A 16,699-nucleotide genomic window follows, 5' to 3' on the forward strand; every position below is an offset into this window, starting at 1 on the left:
AGCCGCGTTGGCGGCAGCAGCACAACGCCGCCGCGCCCGTTGCGCAGCGAACGCACGCTGCACGACGGCATGCTGGAAGCCGAGGCCCGCCAGGTGGCCACCGGCCGCAGCCTGCGGCCCGGCCGCAGCACCGCAGCCAGCGCCCCGGCCCGCCCCGCGCCCGGCCTGGGCGAGCCGCTGCCCACCGGCCTGCGCCTGGCACTGCAGGCCCGGCTGGGCGCCGACCTGCGGCAGGTGCGGGTGCACCACGACGGCGCCGCCGCACGGGCCGCCGACGAAGAAGGCGCGCGCGCCTTCACCAGCGGCGCCGCGATGGTGTTCGGCACCGGCCAGTGGCAGCCCGGCCGGTCCGAGGGCCAGGCCCTGATCGCGCACGAAGCCACCCATGCCGCGCAGCAGCAGCAACCCGGCGCGCAGGCCACCACCCAGCGCGATACCCGGCCCGGCAGCGGCCTGGGCCGCAGCGCACCTACCGCCGACTTCATCCGCATGGACGCAGGCGAAGCCGGCGGCACCGCGGTGGAAGACACCCACCTGCTGTTCGGCCGCGACGAGGCCACGCTCACGCCGGCCGGCCGCACCGCGCTCGACGAGCTGGTGGCCGGCCGCACCGAGGCCACCCGCGTGCACGTGCACGGCTACGCCAGCGCGGAAGGCGACCACGACTACAACATGAACCTCTCGGCCCACCGCGCGGTGGCCGTCAAGGCCTATCTGGAAAGCGTGCTGCCGGCGGATTCGCGCATCACCGCCTATGCCTACGGCGAGACCCGCAGCTTCGGCGCCGGCGCGCAGAACCGGCGCGTGGGCGTGGATGTGCTGGAAGGCGCCGAGTTCGACCTCTCGCGCCGCGCCGGCCGCGGCTTCAGCTTCGGCCTGGGCACGCTGACGCTGGATGCCGCCGGGCCCGGCACGCCCGCCACCCCGCCGGTGCCCGACCTGCGGCTGGATCCGGACCTGCTGCCCTCGCTGCGCGGCCTGCAGCCCGGGCCGGGCGTGCTGCCCACGTCCACGCTGCCGCCGCTGTCGGGTGGCGGCTTCGACGTCGGCGCCGTGGCGCCCGGCTTCGCCGCCCGCGGCCTGCCCTACACCGACCGCGATGCCCGCGGCTTCAGTGCGCATTACGAGCTGTGGTTCGGCATCTACCTGCGCTCGGGCCTGTCGCCCGACCTGGCGCAGTGGCTGGCGCAGAAGGGCACTGAATCGGCCGTGCGCACGCAGCTGTCGCTGGAAGCACCCACCGAGCAGGAGCTGATGGACCGCCGCATGGGCACCGAGCCCACCATCGTGCCGGTGTTCAACGATGCGGTGATGCGCTGGCTGTTCGAGCAGTTCAAGTGAACTTCAACCGGAGACCCGCACCATGACCGGCCTGACCCGCTCGCCCCGCACCCTCAAAGGCGGCATCGTGCTGATGGATGCCGACAGCGGCCAGGCGCTGCGGGTGATCGCGCTGCAGTACAACCCCGACACGCTGACCCGGTCGCTGCAGCTGCAGGGCGGCAGCGAAGGCGGCGACCGGCTGGAAGCCCTGCGCCTGAAGGGCCCGCCGGTGGAAACCCTGCGGCTGGAAGCCGAGCTGGACGCCACCGACCAGCTGGAGTTTCCCGACAGCCATCCGCTGGCGGTGGAAGTGGGCCTGGCCGCGCAGCTGGCCGCGCTGGAGCAGATGCTGTACCCCACCGCGGACCAACTGCTGGCCAACGATGCCCTGGCCGGCCGCGGCAGCATCGAGATCCTGCCGGCCGCCGCACCGCTCACGCTCTTCGTGTGGGGCGGCGCACGGGTAATGCCGGTGCGCATCACCGAATGCACCATCACCGAAGAAGCCTTCGACAGTGCGCTCAACCCGATGCGGGCCAAGGTGTCGCTGGGGCTGCGGGTGCTCAGCGTCAACGACCTGCCGTTCGGCTCGCGCGGCGGCAGCCTCTACCTGGCCCACCAGCGGCGGCTGGAGGCGCTGGCCGGCCGCGCCGGTTCGGCCGCACTTGGCGCCCTCGGGCTGCAGGGCTTGTGATGGCCAGCCGCTACGCCGGCCTGCCCCAGGCTATCCATTTGCGGGAAGACGGCACGCCCGTGCCCTACCTGCGCCGCCGCTTCCTGCCGCGCGAGCTGCCGCAGCCGCTGGCGCTGCACTTCGTGGTGCAGGGCGACCGGCCCGACACCCTGGCCGCGCGCTACCTGGCCGACCCGGAGGCCGGCTGGCAGATCGCCGATGCCAACGGCGTGATGCATCCGCAGGAGCTGGTCGAAGAGGTGGGCCGCCGCATCGCCATCGCCCTGCCTGGAGGCAACCGTGGTTGAGGGCCTGCAGCTGCAGCTCTACATGGGCGCGGTGATCGCCGAACCCGCGCCGCGGGCGCTGATCGAGGCGCTGGTGTCGGTGCAGGTGACCGAGGCCACCGGCAGCCAGAGCGGCTTCCAGCTGGTGTTCACCGCCGCCGGCACCGGTGCGCTGATGCGCGAGCTGCTGCCGGCGGGCTTCTTCGATGCGCCGCGCCGGGTGATCGTGGCGGTGACGCTGAACGGCGAGCGGCAGATCCTGATCGACGGCGTGATCACGCGGCATGAGCTCACCGCCTCCAACGAGCCGGGCAAGACCCAGCTCACCGTCACCGGGCTGGACGTCAGCCAGATGATGGACCTGATCGATTTCAGCGGCTTTCCGTGGCCGGCACTCACGGTGGAAGGCCGGGTGGCGCTGATGATCGCCAAGTACGCGATGTACGGCATCGTGCCGCTGGTGGTGCCCAGCGTGCTGGTGGCGGTGCCCAACCCGCTGGAGCGCATCAACGGCCAGCGCGGCACCGACCTGGCCTACATCAAGCGCCTGGCCTCGGAGGTGGGCTACACCTTCCACGTCACGCCGGGGCCCGAGGTGGGCATGTCGCTGGCGTACTGGGGGCCGGAGATCAAGGTGGGCGAGGTGCAGCCCGCGCTCACCGTCAACATGGACCAGCACAGCAACGTCGATGCGCTGACGCTGGGCTTCGACGGCATCCAGAAGACGCTGTTCGTGTTCTTCATCCAGCAGCCCGACAGCAGCGTGCCCATCCCCATCCCGGTGCCCGACATCGGCCCGCTGAACCCGCCGCTGGGCCCGCGCATGCCGGTGCCGCTGTCGTACACCAAGCTGGACATGGCCTCGCCCGAAGGCGAGGACGATTCCACCGCCCGGCTCGATGCCGTCACCGCCGCGATGCGCGGGCTGGCGCGGGCATCGCAGAAGGCCGACGTGATCAGCGGCTCGGGCAGCCTGCGCGTCACACGCTATGGCCGCGTGCTGCGCGCCCGCAAGCTGGTGGGCGTGCGCGGTGCCGGCCTCACGCATGACGGCCTGTACTTCGTCAAGAGCGTGACCCACAGCATCAAGCCGGGCGACTACACCCAGAACTTCCGGCTCACGCGCAATGCGCTGCAGTCGTTCACGCAGGCGCTGCCGGTATGAGGAGGCATCCATGAGCGAGGGCGAAACCCGCCGCTACCTCGGCAAGTTCCGCGGCATGGTGATCAACAACATCGACCCGATGCAGCAGGGCCGGCTGCAGGTGCAGGTGCCCGACGTGCTGGGCCTCAACAGCCTGAACTGGGCCCTGCCCTGCCTGCCCTTCACCGGCCGGCAGATGGGCTTCTGGGCGCTGCCGCAGATCGGCGCCGGCGTGTGGGTGGAGTTCGAGCAGGGCGACCCCGACTTCCCGATCTGGACGGGCTGCTGGTACGGCAATGCGTCGGAGGTGCCGGCGCTGGCGCTCACCGGCCTGCCGGCCTCGCCCAGCGTGCTGCTGCAGACGCAGGGCCAGCAAACGTTGATGCTCAGCGACGTGCCCGGCCCCACCGGCGGCATCCTGCTGAAGACGGCCACCGGCGCGATGATCAGCATCAACGCCACCGGCATCACCATCAGCAACGGCCAGGGCGCCACCATCGTGATGACGGGGCCCACCGTCACAGTCAACGGCGGCGCGCTCGCCGTCACCTGAGGGCCGCCCGCCATGCCCGGCCCCCTGTACCACGTCGGCGCCACCGGCATCTGCATGCACGGCGGGCAGGTCAGCACCGTGTCGGCCAATGCACGGGTGCTGGTCAGCGGCCAGCCGGTGGCCGTGCTCAGCGACATGAGCACCATCGCCGGCTGCCCCTTCCAGATCCCGGTGGGCCCGGGCACCAAGCCGCAGCCCTGCATGACGGTGCGCTGGCTGGTGCCGGCCACGCGGGTGCTGGTGGGCGGCCAGCCCGCGCTGCTGCAGACCAGCACCGGCCTGTGCCTGTCGGCCGAGCAGATACCGCAGGGCGCGCCCACCATCACCGTCAACCAGGCCCGGGTGATCGCCACATGAACATCGCCTATCCGCTGCAGTTCGACGCCCGCGGCCGCACCGCCGCCGCCGACGACGCCCGCCATGTGCGCGACCTGATCGAGCAGCTGCTGTTCACCGCGCCCGGCGAGCGGGTGATGCGGCCCACGCTGGGCAGCGGCCTGCTGCAGATGGTGTTTGCGCCGGCCAGCGATGCACTCGCCTCCACGCTGCGCGCCAGCACCCAGGCGGCGCTGCAGCAGTGGCTGGGCGACCGGCTGACGGTGGACGACGTGACCGCCGTGGCCGACGAAGCCACGCTGCGGGTGGAGGTGCGCTACCGGCTGCTGCTGACCGGTGAAAGCCGCGTCGAGGCGTTCGAGAGGGTGCTCCCATGACGGAAGTGGTGCTGCAAGGCCGCGACGAGCGGATCAAGGCCGTGGCCGCGCATGGCGGCTTGAACGGCATCGCCTGGCTGGAGGTGGTGTCGGCCGACCAGCGCACGCTGGCGGTGGAGTTCGTGGCGCCGCTGCCCGGCCAACCGGGTGGCCTGCCCGCCGGCCCGCCGCTCACCGCCGAGCAGCTGCGCATTGACGGCGGCGTGCGGGTGCTGTCGCCGGCCGTGCTGGCGGTGTCGGCAGCGGGTACGCGCCTGACGGTCACCGTGGCCACGGCCGGCGACTTCAGCACCTACCGGCTGCGGCTGGTGGCCTCGGCCAGCAGCGAGGCGCCACCCGCCGGCTTCGACCCCGCGCTGGCGGGCATCGACTTCAGCTTCAAGGTCGGCTGCCCCAACCCCTTCGACTGCAAGGCCGATGGCGGCCCCGCCGAGCCCGCGCCGGCCGACGCGCCCATCGACTACCTGGCGCGCGACTATGCCGGCCTGCGCGGCCTGATGCTCGACCGCCTGGCCGCCACCACGCCCGGCTGGACCGAGCGCAGCCCGGTCGACCAGCAGGTGATGCTGGTGGAGCTGCTGGCCGCCGCCGCCGACCAGCTCAGCTACCAGCAGGACGCGGTGGCCACCGAGGCCTACCTGGGCACCGCCCGGCACCGCGCCTCGCTGCAGCGGCATGCGCGGCTGCTGGACTACCGCATCCACCAGGGCAACAACGCCCGCACCTGGCTGCACGTGGCGGTGCAGCCCGGCAGCATGCTGGACGGCGTGGCGCCGCTGCCGGCGCACACCCCGGTGCTCACCGGCGCCGTGCCGCGCCGGCTGGATGCCGATGGCATGGCCGAGGCCGTGCAGCAAGGCGCCACCGTGTTCGAGACCCTGCATGCGCAGGCGCTGCATGCAGCGCAGAACGAGATCACGCTGCACACCTGGAGCCATGCCCTCACCTGCCTGCCGCGCGGCTGCACCGCCGCCATGCTGCAGGCGCCGCAGCCGCTGGGCCTGCAGCCGGGTGATGCGCTGCTGCTGGAGCAGACGCTGGACGCCGTCAACGGCGATGCCGAACGGGATCCGGCCCGCCGCTGGGTGGTGCGGCTGCTGTCGGTCGACACCGGCCATGCCGACCCGCTCGACGGCCTGCCGCTGGTGCAGGTGCGCTGGCATGCGGCCGATGCACTGCCCTTCGCGCTGCCGCTCGAAGCCATGGTGCCGGTGGCCGGCGGCAGCACCGCGCTGCGCCGCACCGCCGTGGCCCGCGGCAACCTGCTGCTGGCCGACCAGGGCCAGACGCGGGTGGAGCCCGATGCGCTGCAGCCGCCCACGGTGCCTGTAGAAGGCCGCTACCGGCCGCGCCTGCGCCGCCGCGACCTGAGCTTCGCCCAGCCCTATGACGATGCCGTGGCCCGCGCCGCGCCGGCCAGCACCGCCGGCCGGCAAGACCCGCGCGCCGCCCGCCCCGCGGTGTGGCTGGACGACGGCGACAGCCTCTGGCAGCCGCGGCCCGACCTGCTGGCCAGCGACCGGCTGGCGCCCGAGTTCGTGGTGGAGATGGCGCACGACCGCACGGCCCGCCTGCGTTTCGGCGACGCCGTGCAGGGCCGCCGGCCGGCCGCCGGCACCCGCTTCGGCGTGCGGCTGCGCACCGGCAACGGCATGGCCGGCCAGGTGGGTGCCGACGTGCTGCGCCAGCTGGTCACGCCGCTGGACGAGGTGCTGGACGTGCGCAACCCACTGCCCGCCACCGGCGCCGCCGAGCCCGAATCGGCCGAGGCCATCCGGCGTTATGCGCCGCAGGCGTTCCGGGTGCAGCAGCGTGCCGTCACCGAGGCCGACTACGCCGCCGCCGCGATGCGCCACCCCGAGGTGCAGCGCGCCCGCTGCGACTTCCGCTGGACCGGCAGCTGGACCACCGCCGTCGTCACCGTCGACCGCCGCGGCGGCGGGCCGGTGAATGCCGATCCGGTCTTTCGCGATGCACTGGCCGCGCTGCTCGACGGCCTGCGCACCATGGGTGGCGACGTGGCGCTGCGCGACCCGCGCTACGTGCCGCTGCGCATCGAGCTGCAGGTGTGCCTGCAGCCGGGTTACTTCGCGGCCGACGTGCACCGCCGGCTGCGCGAGGTGTTCAGCGCCGGCCTGCAGCCCGACGGCCGGCCGGGCTTCTTCCACCCCGATGCCTTCAGCTTCGGCGCGGTGCTGTGGCTGAGCGCGTTGCAGGCCGCGGCGATGGCGGTGCAGGGCGTGCGCTCGGTGGCCGTGCTGCGGCTGCAGCGCTGGGGCCGCCAGCCCGCGGGCGAGCTGCAGGCCGGCCTGCTGCGCGTGGCCGCCAGCGAGATCCTGCGCTGCGACAGCGATGCCAACCGGCCCGAGAACGGCCGCATCGACTTCGAGTTCCCGGCATGAGGGCCGCGACATGAACCGACAGCCACTCCAACCAGCGCGGGCCGAGCGCCGGGCCGCCCCAAGCCGGCCCGCCATCCCCCGGGGGATCGACCGGCGTACCCGCCGGGCGAGGGGCCGCCGGGCCTGCGGGCCGAGCGCCGGGCCGCCCCAAGCCGGCCCGCCATCCCCTCGGGGATCGACCGGCGTACTCGCCGGGCGAGGGGCCGACATGAGTTGCTTTACCGATGACGACGCGCCGTGCGGCATCCGCATCGAGCCCACACCCCGGCCCATCAACAACCGCCCGGGCCTGAAGGCGCTCTCGCGCCGCATCGGCACCCAGGGCCGCTTCAAGCAGGCGATGCTGGAGCAGCTGGCCCAGACACCCGCGCTGGCCGCCCTGGCCGCGCGCGACGATGCGGATGCCACCGTGGCGCTGATCGACGCCTGGGCCGCCGCGCTGGACGTGATCACCTTCTACCAGGAGCGCATCAACGACGAGGCCTACCTCGGCACCGCGCACGAGCGCCGCTCGGTGCTGGAGCTGGCCCGTGCCATCGGCTACGAGTTGCAGCCCGGCGTGGCCGCCGGCACGCTGCTGGCCTGCACCCTGGAAGCCGCGCCCGGCCTGCAGGAGCCGGTGCTGCTGGCACCCGGCCTGAAGGTGCAGAGCACACCCGGCCCCGGCGAGCTGCCGCAGACCTTCGAGACCGTGGAGGCGCTGGAAGGCCGCATCGCCTTCAATGCCATGCCCGCCCGCACCCGCCGGCCGCAGGTCTTCAGCCGGCGCAGCACCCGCGCCTGGCTGGCCGGCACCGGGCTGCACCTGCAGCCGGGCGACGTGCTGCTGTTCGTCGGCCCGCGGCGGCTGGCTTTCGCGGGCAGCGAAAGCTGGGACGCGCGGCGCCTGCAGGCCGTGACCGAACATGCCGCCGCGGGCGTGACCGAGGTGCAGTGGGCCGATGCGCTGGGCCATTCGGCGCCGGAAATGAATCCCGAGGCGCAGCCCGAGGTCTTCGTGTTCCGCCGCCGCGCCGCGCTGTTCGGCCACAACGCGCCCGACCTGCGCGGCATGCCCGAGACCACACGCGCCGGCTTCGGCGTGCCTGAAGCTGCCACCGAATGGCCAGGCTTCGAGATCACCACCACGGCCGAGCAGCGCATCGACCTCGACGCGCCCTACACCGACATCCTCGAAGGCAGCTGGCTGCGGCTCGAGAAGGCCAGCTACGAGGAGCTGTACCGCGTGGTGCGCGTGCGCAGCGGCGCCCGCACCGACTTCACCCTCACTGCCAAGACCACGCAGGTCTTCGTCGACACGCGCGAGCACCTGGGCTGGTTCGGCCTGCGCGAGACCGTGGTGCATGCCGCCAGCCAGCCGCTGGCGCTCGCCGAGGCGCCGGTGCCTGATGCGGTGTGGGGCGACCGCATCGAGCTGCAAGCCCCGGTGGACGGCCTGATGCCCGGCCGCCAGCTGCTGCTGCGCGGCCGGCCGCTGCGCCAGCTGCAGGTGGCGCCGCGGCAATGGAGCAGCCGCTCGGGCAGCACCCGCACCCTGCAGACGCTGCGCCCGCTGGTGCTGGTGGCCGCCTCGGGCGCCCGCCGCACGCTGGTCGAGGGCCAGGTGCTGGCCGTGGCGGGCCCACCGCAGCCGCTGCCCGACGGCCGCGCCCGCTGGCCGCTGGTGGATGAGGCCGACGGTTTTGCCGGCAGCCTGGACGTGGCCGCCGACGAACTGCTGCCGCTGGAAGATCCGCCGCCCGAAGGCTTCAGCCCGCCGGACCCGCTGGCCCTGGCCGCCGAAGCCGCCGAGCTGCTGCGCACCGAGACCACGCCCGACGGCGCCACCGTGCTGGTGCTGCACGCGCCGATGGCGGGTGTGTACCAGCGCGGCAGCTTCGTCGTGCAGGCCAATGTGGTCCCCGCCACCCATGGCGCCACCGTGGTGGTGCCGGGCAGCGTGGCGCTGGGTGCAGGCGGCGCGGAGCCGCTGGGCAGCGGGCAGCACGCGGTGCCGATGCAGGCCTTCGCGCTGCAGCAGAAGCCGGTGACGCAGGTGAGCGACCCCACCGCACCCGGCGGCGCCCGCAGCACGGTGGCGGTGCGGGTGGACGGCCTGCTGTGGCAGCCGGTGCCCGCGCTGTACGGCCAGCCGCCCGATGCGCGGGTGTACAGCCTGCGCCATGCCGACGACGGCACGGCGGTGGTGCAGTTCGGCGATGGCGTGCACGGCGCCCGCCTGCCCACCGGGCGCGACAACGTCACCGCCGGCTACCGCGTGGGCACCGGCCTGGCCGGCCAGGTGCGCGCCGGCCAGCTCACGCTGCTGATGAGCCGGCCCCTGGGCCTGAAGGCCGCCGTCAATCCGCTGCCCGCCACCGGCGCGCAGGACCCCGAGACGCTGGACGGCGCCCGTGCCAATGCGCCGCTGACGGTGCTGACGCTGGACCGCGTGGTCTCGATGCAGGACGCGGAGGACTTCGCCCGCACCTATGCCGGCATCGGCAAGGCCCGCGCTGCGGTGCTGTGGAACGGGCAGCGCCGCATGATCCACCTCAGCCTGGCCGCCGCCGACGGCACGCCGCTGGATGCGGCCGGTCCCACTGCGCAGGCGCTGCGCAGCGCCATCGATGCCGCGCGGCCAGCCGACCAGCAGATCGCCGTGGGCGGCTACGAGCTGCGCCGCTTCTCGCTGGAGGCGGCGGTGCAGGTGGCGCCCGAGCACCTGGCCGCCACCGTGCTGGCCGCCTGCCGGGCCGCGCTGTTGGCGGCCTTCGGCTTCGCGCAGCGGCCCTTCGCGCAGGGCACCCATGTGGCCGAGCTGGTCGCGCTGCTGCATGCGGTGCCCGGCGTGGTGGGCGTGGCCCTGCGCCGGCTGGACGGCCGCGATCCGCTGGCCGCGCCGCGCCTGGATGCCCTGCCCGCCCGCTGGAATGCCGCCGGCGCGGCGGTGCTGCCGGCGCAGCTGCTGCTGATCGACGAGGCAGCCTTGCAACTGACGGAGATGCGGTGATGGCCCTGGACACCGACAGCCTGTGGCAGCTGCTGCCCGCCATCCACCGCCTGCGCGACGAGCGTGGCGGCGGCGCGCTGCGGGCGCTGCTGGAGGTGATGGCCGCGCAGGGCGCGCTGGTGCAGGACGACATCGAGCAGCTGCATGACGACCACTTCATCGAGACCTGCGCCGAATGGGTGGTGCCCTACATCGGCGAGCTGGTGGGCGTGCGCGGCCTGCGCGAGCTGGGCAGCGAGCTGCCTTACAGCCGCCGCGCGCTGGTGGCCAACGTGCTGGCCTACCGCCGCCGCAAGGGCACGGTGCCGGTGCTGGAGCAGCTGGTGCTCGACAGCGCCGGCTGGCCGGCCAAGGCCGCCGAAGCCTTCCTGCAGCTGGCCACCACGCAGCACCTGAACCATGTGCGGCTGCAGGCGCCGGGCACGCTGGACCTGCGCAGCGCGCTGCGGCTGGAAGGCCTGGGCGGCGCCTTCGACCCGGCGCCGCACGGCGTGGACGTGCGCCGCATCGCGCTGCAGCGCGGACGCTGGAACCTGCCCAACGTCGCGCTGTTCGCCTGGCGGCTGCGCAGCTACCGCCTGCTGCGCGCCGAGCCGCGGCCCGGCCCGCAGCCCGGCAGCTACTGGCTGGACGCCGCCGGCCGCGACCTGCCGATGTTCAACCCGCCGCGCACCGAGGCCGCGGTGGAGCACGCCACCACCGAGGCCGATCTGCCGATGCCCTTGTCGCGCCTGGCGCTGCATGCCGAGCTGCAGGCGCGCCGGCTGGCGCTGGTCAACGGCCGGCCGCTGCAGCCGGCCTGGTTCGACGAGGCCACCGGCCAGCCGCCCCTGGTGCTGCGGCTGGACGGCGTGGCCGTGCCGCCCGACCAGCTCTGCGTGTGCCACCTGGGCAGCTGGCAGGCGCCGCCCGACAGCGTGGACGTGCCGCGCAGCGGGCCGGGCGGCGCCGTCACGCCGGTGGCCTGGCCCATTGCCGCGGCCTTCGATCCGCAGCTGGGCCGGCTGGTGCTGGCGCCTGCGCGGGCCGGCGCCGCGGTGCAGGTGGACTGGAACTTCGGCTTTGCCGGCGACCTGGGCGGCGGCCCCTACGACCGCCGCCGCACGCTGGACGAGGCGCTGGCCCGGCCGGTCGGCTGGCAGCTCGGCGTGTCGCGCCAGCAGGCGGCCATCGGCGGCGAGCTGGTGGCCACGCTGGCCGAGGCCATCGACGCCTGGAACCTGCAGCCCGCCGGCACCGTGGGCCTGATCACGCTGATGGACAACGCCCGTTGGGAAGAGGACTGGAGTGCCGCGCACGCACCGCGCCTGCCCGCCGGCAGCCGGCTCACCATCGCCGCGGCCGACTGGCCGGCGCTGCCGGTGGCCGGTGGCCTGCCGGGGCAGCTGGAGCGCCGGCCCGGCCGCATCGACGGCGGCCTGCGGCGGGCGGCGCTGCGCGGCCACTTCACCGTCACCGGCACCGCCGCGGCCGACGAGCCCGCGGCCGGCGAGCTGTGGCTGGACGGCCTGCTGATCGAAGGCAGCATCACGGTCGCCGACGGCAACCTGGCGCGGCTGCAGCTGTCGCATTGCACGGTGATGCCCTCGGCCGGCACCGCGCTGGTGGCCGGCGGCGACAACCGCCACCTGCGGCTGCAGGCCCAGCGCTGCCTGCTCGGCCGCATCGAGGTGACGGCCGCGGCCGATGGCGTTGGGCTGGCCGACAGCATCGTGCAGGCGGAGCCCGAAGCCGTCCGCGTCGACGCTGCGCCGCTGGAGGCCAGCGCCTGCACCATCGTCGGCCGCTGCATGCTGGACCGGTTGTGCGCCGAGAACACCCTGTTCACCGCCACCGTGCACACCGCCCGGCTGCAGGAGGGCTGCGTGCGCTACAGCTTCGTCAGCCGCGATTCCAGCGTGCCGCGGCCCTACCGCTGCCAGCCGGCGCTGGCCATCGAGGCCGCCGTGGCCATCGACCCCACCGCCGACCCGGCCGCCATCGAGGCCCGGCTGCGGCCCACCTTCACCACGCTGCGCTGGGGCGACGCCGCCCATGCGCAGCTCTCGGCGCAGTGCGCGGCCGAGATCACCACCGGCGCCGACGACGGCAACGAGATGGGGGCCTGGCACTTCCTGCTGCAGGCGCACCGCGCGGCCAATGCCCTGGGGCAGGTCGGGCAGTACCTGCGCTTCGGCATGGAAGCCGGCCTCACCCATGCCAGCTGACAACCAGGACTTGATGCCATGAAGGGCGACTTCACCCGCTTGACCTTCGACCGTCGCCAGCACTACAGCAGCGTGCGCATGCAGCAGGGCCGCGTGCAGCTGGATGCCGACTGGAACGAGCAGGCCGACCTGCAGGCCTACCGCACCGAGACCGAGTGCATCGACACCGTGGGCATGGCCGGCATGCCGATGGACCACGACGGCTTCCGGCCGGTGGCCGCGGCCGCCGCGCTCACCGCGGCCGAGGCGGGCCGGCCCGGCAATGCCTCGCCGCCAGCCCTGGCCGCGGCAGGTGATTTCCTCATCACGGCCGGCCGCGGCTACGTGGGCGGCTGGCTGGCCGAGAACGAACGCATCGTGCGTTACGCCGACCAGCCCGACCTGCCCGGCGCGCCGCTGCCCGCCAGTGGCGGCATCTACATCGCCTGGCTGGACGTCTGGCAGCGCCACATCACCGCGCTGGAGGCGCCGGCCCTGCGCGAAGTGGCCCTGGGCGGGCCCGACACCACCACCCGCCTGCGCACGGTGTGGCAGCTGCGGCTGCTGCGCGTGGCCGACAGCGGCGCGGCGATGGACTGCAGCAGCACGCCGGCCGCCTGGATCGCCGCCATCGCACCGCCCTCCGGCCGGCTGGCCGCGCGCGCCGAGCCCGGCACCAGCGCCGATTCCCCCTGCGTGGTGCCGGCCGATGCCGGCTACCGCCGGCTGGAGAACCAGCTCTACCGGGTGGAGGTGCACCGCAGCGGCAACCGGGGCACCGCCACCTTCAAGTGGTCGCGCGACAACGGCGCGGTGGCCAGTGCCTGGGTGGCCCAGGCCGGCCCGGACATCACGGTGGCCAGCGAGGGCCGTGACCGCATGCTGGCCTTTGCGCCCGGCCAGTGGGTGGAGCTGATCGACGATGCACGCGAGCTGCGCGCCGAGCCCGGCACGCTGGTGCGCCTGGCCGCGGTGGACGGGCTGCGCCTCACGCTGGACCTGCCCACCGCCAATGGCGAGCCCACCACGCTGGCGGCCTTCGGCAGCCGGCCGCGTGTGCGCCGCTGGGACGGCAACGGCATGCTGCTGCCCACCGACGACCAGTGGCTGGACCTGGAGGACGGCGTGCAGGTGCGCCTGACCGCCGGCAGCTACCGCACCGGCGACCACTGGCTGATCCCGGCCCGCGTCGCCACCGCCGACATCGACTGGCCGCGCCCCGGCGGCGTGCCGCAGGAGCGCCCGCCGCAGGGCATCGAACACCGCCATGCGCGGCTGGCGGTGATGCACTTCGACGGCGCCGCCTGGACGCGCATCGACGATTGCCGGCGCCTCTTTCCGCCGCTCACGCGGCTGACCAGCTTCTACTACCTCAGCGGCGACGGCCAGGAGGCCGCACCGGCCGACCCGGCGCAGGCCGCTGCCTTCGTGCCGCTGCTGCAGCCGCTGAAGGTGGGCGTGGCCAACGGCAGCACGCCGGTGGCGGGCGCGCCGGTGCGCTTCTCGGTGCTGTCGGGCGGCGGCCGGCTCAATGGCGCCGCCGCCAGCCTGACGGTGCTCACCGATGCCGCCGGCGTCGCCACCCTGCCCTGGGAGCTGGGCTGGGCCGCCGCCGCGCCGGTGCAGAGCCAGCAGGTGGCAGCCACGCTGCTGGATGCCGGCGGCCAGCCCATGCATTTGCCGGTGACCTTCAGCGCCAGCCTCAGCCGCGCCCGCGCGGTGGCCTACGAGCCCGGCGGCTGCGACCACCTCAGCGGCGCGAAGAACGTGCAGGAAGCGCTGGATGCGCTGTGCGCGCTGGCCAGCTTCTTCTACCTCAGCGGCGACGGGCAGGAGGTGATGCCTTCGCCCGGCGGCCTGGCCCTGCTGCCGCAGCCGCTGCGGGTGGGCGTGGCGCGCGGGCCCACGCCGGTGGCCGGCGCGCGGGTGCGCTTCAGCGTCATCGCCGGTGGCGGCCAGCTCGACAGCACCGGCCCCACGGTGACGGTGCCCACCGGCGCGGACGGCGTGGCCTCGTGCCGCTGGGCACTCTCGGGCATGGCCGGGCCCCAGGTGGTGGAAGCGCGGCTGCTGGATGCGGCCAGCCAGCCGGTGCAGCTGCCGGTGCGCTTCAACGCGGGGCTGTCGGTGGCGGCCGAGGTGGCGTACGAGCCTTCGCAGTGCAGCCCGCTGCAGGCGCTGGGCGCCACCACGGTGCAGCAGGCGCTGGACCTGCTGTGCCGGCTGCGCTGCGAGGAAGTCATCGGCCCCGGCGAGCTGCCCGACCGGCTGGAACGCTTCGCGGCCGACGAGGCCGAGACCGACCTGGCGCTGTGCCTGCTGCCGGGTGAACATCGCTTCCGCAAGCCGCTGGGCCTGAAAGGCAAGCGCAGCCTGCGACTGCACGGCGCCGGCCCGTCGCGCAGCCGCTGGGTGCTGGACGACGTGGTGCTGCTGCTGGCCGCCGACGAGCTGGTGCTAAAGGACGTCGGCGTGCAGGTGCTGGGCGCGGGCCAGCTGCAGCTGGCCGGTGGCCAGGCCAGCGCCAGCGGTTGCGAGGTCGGCCGCACCGGCGGGCAGGCGCCGCAGCCGCTGCCGCTGCTGCTGGCCGGCACCGACGAGGCGCCGCTGGCGCGGCTCGCTTGCAGCGGCAGCACCTTGCAGGCCTGGTGGCTGCAGCGTTCGCCGGCCATCGAGCTGCTGGCCGATCCGGCACTGCTGGGCGATGCCGCGCTGGGCCGCCAGCTGCAAGGCTGGCTGGCCGCGGCCGCCAAGCCGGGCGGGCCGGACGACGCCCCGCGGGAGCTGGAGCGGCTGCTGGACCGGCTGCAGGCCTTGAAGGTGGAAGAACGCCGCCAGGCCGCATCCGGGCTGCAGCAGGTGCTGAAGGCCGCCGAAGCCGACGCGGACCGGCCGCCCCCGCGCAGCCCGGCCGAGCGCCGCCGGCGGCAGCCGGCGGAAACGCCCTCCACCGCCGCGCCCGCCGCCGCCGCGCCTTCCACCGCTGCGCCGGCAGACGCCGCGCCCGCGCTGGCCGGCCTGCAATCTTCGGCCCGCGTGGCGGAGCTGCCGACGCCCCGGCTGGGCCGCGGCGGCCCGCCGCTCGAGGAGCTGCTGCAGCAGCAGGACACCCCACCGCGTGCCGCGCTGGCCGAGGCGCTGCAGGCGGGCCTGCTGCCCGTGCTGCTGCGCATCCGCGCCGACATCGCGCTGGCGGTCCACTCGACGCAGACCGACGTGACGCTGGGCGACAACCAGATCCTGGGCGACGTGGTGATGCTGGGCGGGCTGGCGCTGCCCGGCAGCGGTGCCACGCCCGAGCGCACCGGCGTCGATCCCGACACCCAGTTCCAGAAGCAGAGCCTGGCACCGGGCGGCACCGGTGGCCGGCTGCAGTGCCGTGGCAACGCCATCGAACGGCTGTGGTGCCTGGTGCCCGACTACGGCGCCGACCCGCGCGCGCAGCGGCAGGCCTTCAGCCATGCGGTGATCGAAGGCAACTGGTTCGGCTCGCACGGCGACGGGCTGGGCCATTCGGTGAGCGCGGCGGCCACGCAGTTCAGCAACAACTTCTTCCGCATGCGGCCGCGCGGGCGCCGCGCGCTGGCCCAGGTGTTCTGCGAGTGGTTCACCTTCGCGGGCAACACCGCCGAGCGCGCCAGCGAAGCCACGCCGGTGCTGGTGAGCAGCGACCCGGCCTTTGTTGCGGCCACGCCAATCGCGGTGCGCAACTTTCCGTAGGCAAGCGCCGCGGGCGTGACCGGTGTCACACCGCGGCGCCGTGCGGCGGGGGCCACCCCCTCTTCCGGTGGCCCACCAAAGAGGGAGGCGGTCCCACCATCGCGCCTTCGCCGCCAACCCCGATGTCCGGGTCGTGCGGCACGCCACGGAAGTCACGCCGCCATGAAGAAGACCCTGATCGCCGCCGCCCTCGCCCTGGGCGCCACCTTCGCCGCCACCGCCGCGCCCATCTCGCTGGCCTTCGATTCCGACGGCGCCGCCGTGCTGTGGAACAAGCCTGCCGCCGGCAGCTTCGTCGACGAGTACGTGTTCGAAGTGCCCTACGCCCACACCGGCTTCAGCGGCAGCTTCACCACCAGCCTGCTGGGCAACAAGGACATCGACTTCAGCCGCATCTACATCACCGACGGCGCGGCCAAGCTGTTCGACTTCGTGCAGACCTCCACCGACGCCACCCACTCGGAGCAATGGACGCTGAACAACGCCACCCTGACCTCGGGCGTGGGCTACCACCTGTTCCTGGAAGGCAGCTCCGCGCTGCGCGGCACGCTCTACACCGGCGAGCTGTCGGTGGTGTCGTCGGTGCCGGAACCCGGTACCTGGGCCCTGGCCCTGGCCGGCCTGGGCGCCATCGGCTGGCTGAGCCGCCGCCGCGCAGGCTGAGGGGCTGTGGCGGGCATGCCGACTTGACGGCAAATATTCGCCG

At 74.2% G+C, this 16,699-nt stretch carries 12 protein-coding genes; all 12 read left to right on the plus strand.

What is annotated here, in order from left to right:
* The first annotated feature begins 39 nt into the window (after positions 1–39).
* The 12 genes from LRS14_RS24850 to LRS14_RS24905 all read left to right on the plus strand — a co-directional run bounded on the left by LRS14_RS24850 (position 40) and on the right by LRS14_RS24905 (position 16,656).
* On the plus strand, positions 40–1,341 hold the full coding sequence (locus LRS14_RS24850) for a DUF4157 domain-containing protein (protein WP_257801513.1): 1,302 nt from the start codon (positions 40–42) through the stop codon (positions 1,339–1,341).
* Between the two features lie 22 nt (positions 1,342–1,363).
* Positions 1,364–2,017: a hypothetical protein gene (locus tag LRS14_RS24855; RefSeq protein ID WP_257801514.1), complete on the plus strand. Its 654-nt coding sequence runs from the start codon at positions 1,364–1,366 to the stop codon at positions 2,015–2,017.
* Positions 2,017–2,304, plus strand: coding sequence for a LysM domain-containing protein (locus tag LRS14_RS24860; RefSeq protein ID WP_257801515.1), 288 nt, complete (start codon positions 2,017–2,019; stop codon positions 2,302–2,304). Before LRS14_RS24855 ends, LRS14_RS24860 begins: the two co-directional genes overlap by 1 nt.
* Complete coding sequence (locus LRS14_RS24865) at positions 2,297–3,448, plus strand: hypothetical protein (protein ID WP_257801516.1); 1,152 nt, start codon at positions 2,297–2,299, stop codon at positions 3,446–3,448. Before LRS14_RS24860 ends, LRS14_RS24865 begins: the two co-directional genes overlap by 8 nt.
* A gap of 10 nt (positions 3,449–3,458) precedes the next feature.
* On the plus strand, positions 3,459–3,980 hold the full coding sequence (locus LRS14_RS24870; protein ID WP_046113792.1) for a phage baseplate assembly protein V: 522 nt from the start codon (positions 3,459–3,461) through the stop codon (positions 3,978–3,980).
* 12 nt (positions 3,981–3,992) lie between these two features.
* Complete coding sequence (locus LRS14_RS24875) at positions 3,993–4,337, plus strand: PAAR-like protein (protein ID WP_046113791.1); 345 nt, start codon at positions 3,993–3,995, stop codon at positions 4,335–4,337.
* A complete protein-coding gene (locus tag LRS14_RS24880; RefSeq protein ID WP_257801517.1) occupies positions 4,334–4,693 on the plus strand; it encodes a GPW/gp25 family protein in 360 nt (119 codons plus the stop codon). Before LRS14_RS24875 ends, LRS14_RS24880 begins: the two co-directional genes overlap by 4 nt.
* Positions 4,690–7,095 (plus strand): putative baseplate assembly protein, encoded by a 2,406-nt coding sequence (locus LRS14_RS24885; protein ID WP_257801518.1) that lies wholly within the window; start codon positions 4,690–4,692, stop codon positions 7,093–7,095. The genes LRS14_RS24880 and LRS14_RS24885 overlap by 4 nt, the downstream gene beginning before the upstream one ends.
* Before the next feature lie 208 nt (positions 7,096–7,303).
* Complete coding sequence (locus LRS14_RS24890) at positions 7,304–10,087, plus strand: putative baseplate assembly protein (RefSeq protein ID WP_257801519.1); 2,784 nt, start codon at positions 7,304–7,306, stop codon at positions 10,085–10,087.
* Positions 10,087–12,294, plus strand: a complete 2,208-nt coding sequence (locus LRS14_RS24895) for a hypothetical protein (protein ID WP_257801520.1) — start codon at positions 10,087–10,089, stop codon at positions 12,292–12,294. The genes LRS14_RS24890 and LRS14_RS24895 overlap by 1 nt, the downstream gene beginning before the upstream one ends.
* 18 nt (positions 12,295–12,312) lie before the next feature.
* On the plus strand, positions 12,313–15,993 hold the full coding sequence (locus LRS14_RS24900; RefSeq protein ID WP_257801521.1) for an Ig-like domain-containing protein: 3,681 nt from the start codon (positions 12,313–12,315) through the stop codon (positions 15,991–15,993).
* 162 nt (positions 15,994–16,155) lie between these two features.
* Complete coding sequence (locus LRS14_RS24905; protein WP_257801522.1) at positions 16,156–16,656, plus strand: FxDxF family PEP-CTERM protein; 501 nt, start codon at positions 16,156–16,158, stop codon at positions 16,654–16,656.
* The last annotated feature ends 43 nt before the right edge of the window (positions 16,657–16,699 follow it).

Origin of the sequence: Aquincola sp. J276 (assembly GCF_024700035.1) — a bacterium.
GTDB classification, from domain to species: Bacteria; Pseudomonadota; Gammaproteobacteria; order Burkholderiales; family Burkholderiaceae_C; genus Aquincola; species Aquincola tertiaricarbonis.

Excerpts from the sequence above, each read along its gene's own strand:
- LRS14_RS24855 (WP_257801514.1), top strand. The coding sequence starts at position 1,364 with ATGACCGGCCTGACCCGCTCGCCCCGCACCCTCAAAGGCGGCATCGTG.
- LRS14_RS24860 (WP_257801515.1), top strand. The coding sequence starts at position 2,017 with ATGGCCAGCCGCTACGCCGGCCTGCCCCAGGCTATCCATTTGCGGGAA.
- LRS14_RS24870 (WP_046113792.1), top strand. The coding sequence starts at position 3,459 with ATGAGCGAGGGCGAAACCCGCCGCTACCTCGGCAAGTTCCGCGGCATG.
- LRS14_RS24875 (WP_046113791.1), top strand. The coding sequence starts at position 3,993 with ATGCCCGGCCCCCTGTACCACGTCGGCGCCACCGGCATCTGCATGCAC.
- LRS14_RS24880 (WP_257801517.1), top strand. The coding sequence starts at position 4,334 with ATGAACATCGCCTATCCGCTGCAGTTCGACGCCCGCGGCCGCACCGCC.
- LRS14_RS24885 (WP_257801518.1), top strand. The coding sequence starts at position 4,690 with ATGACGGAAGTGGTGCTGCAAGGCCGCGACGAGCGGATCAAGGCCGTG.
- LRS14_RS24890 (WP_257801519.1), top strand. The coding sequence starts at position 7,304 with ATGAGTTGCTTTACCGATGACGACGCGCCGTGCGGCATCCGCATCGAG.
- LRS14_RS24895 (WP_257801520.1), top strand. The coding sequence starts at position 10,087 with ATGGCCCTGGACACCGACAGCCTGTGGCAGCTGCTGCCCGCCATCCAC.
- LRS14_RS24900 (WP_257801521.1), top strand. The coding sequence starts at position 12,313 with ATGAAGGGCGACTTCACCCGCTTGACCTTCGACCGTCGCCAGCACTAC.
- LRS14_RS24905 (WP_257801522.1), top strand. The coding sequence starts at position 16,156 with ATGAAGAAGACCCTGATCGCCGCCGCCCTCGCCCTGGGCGCCACCTTC.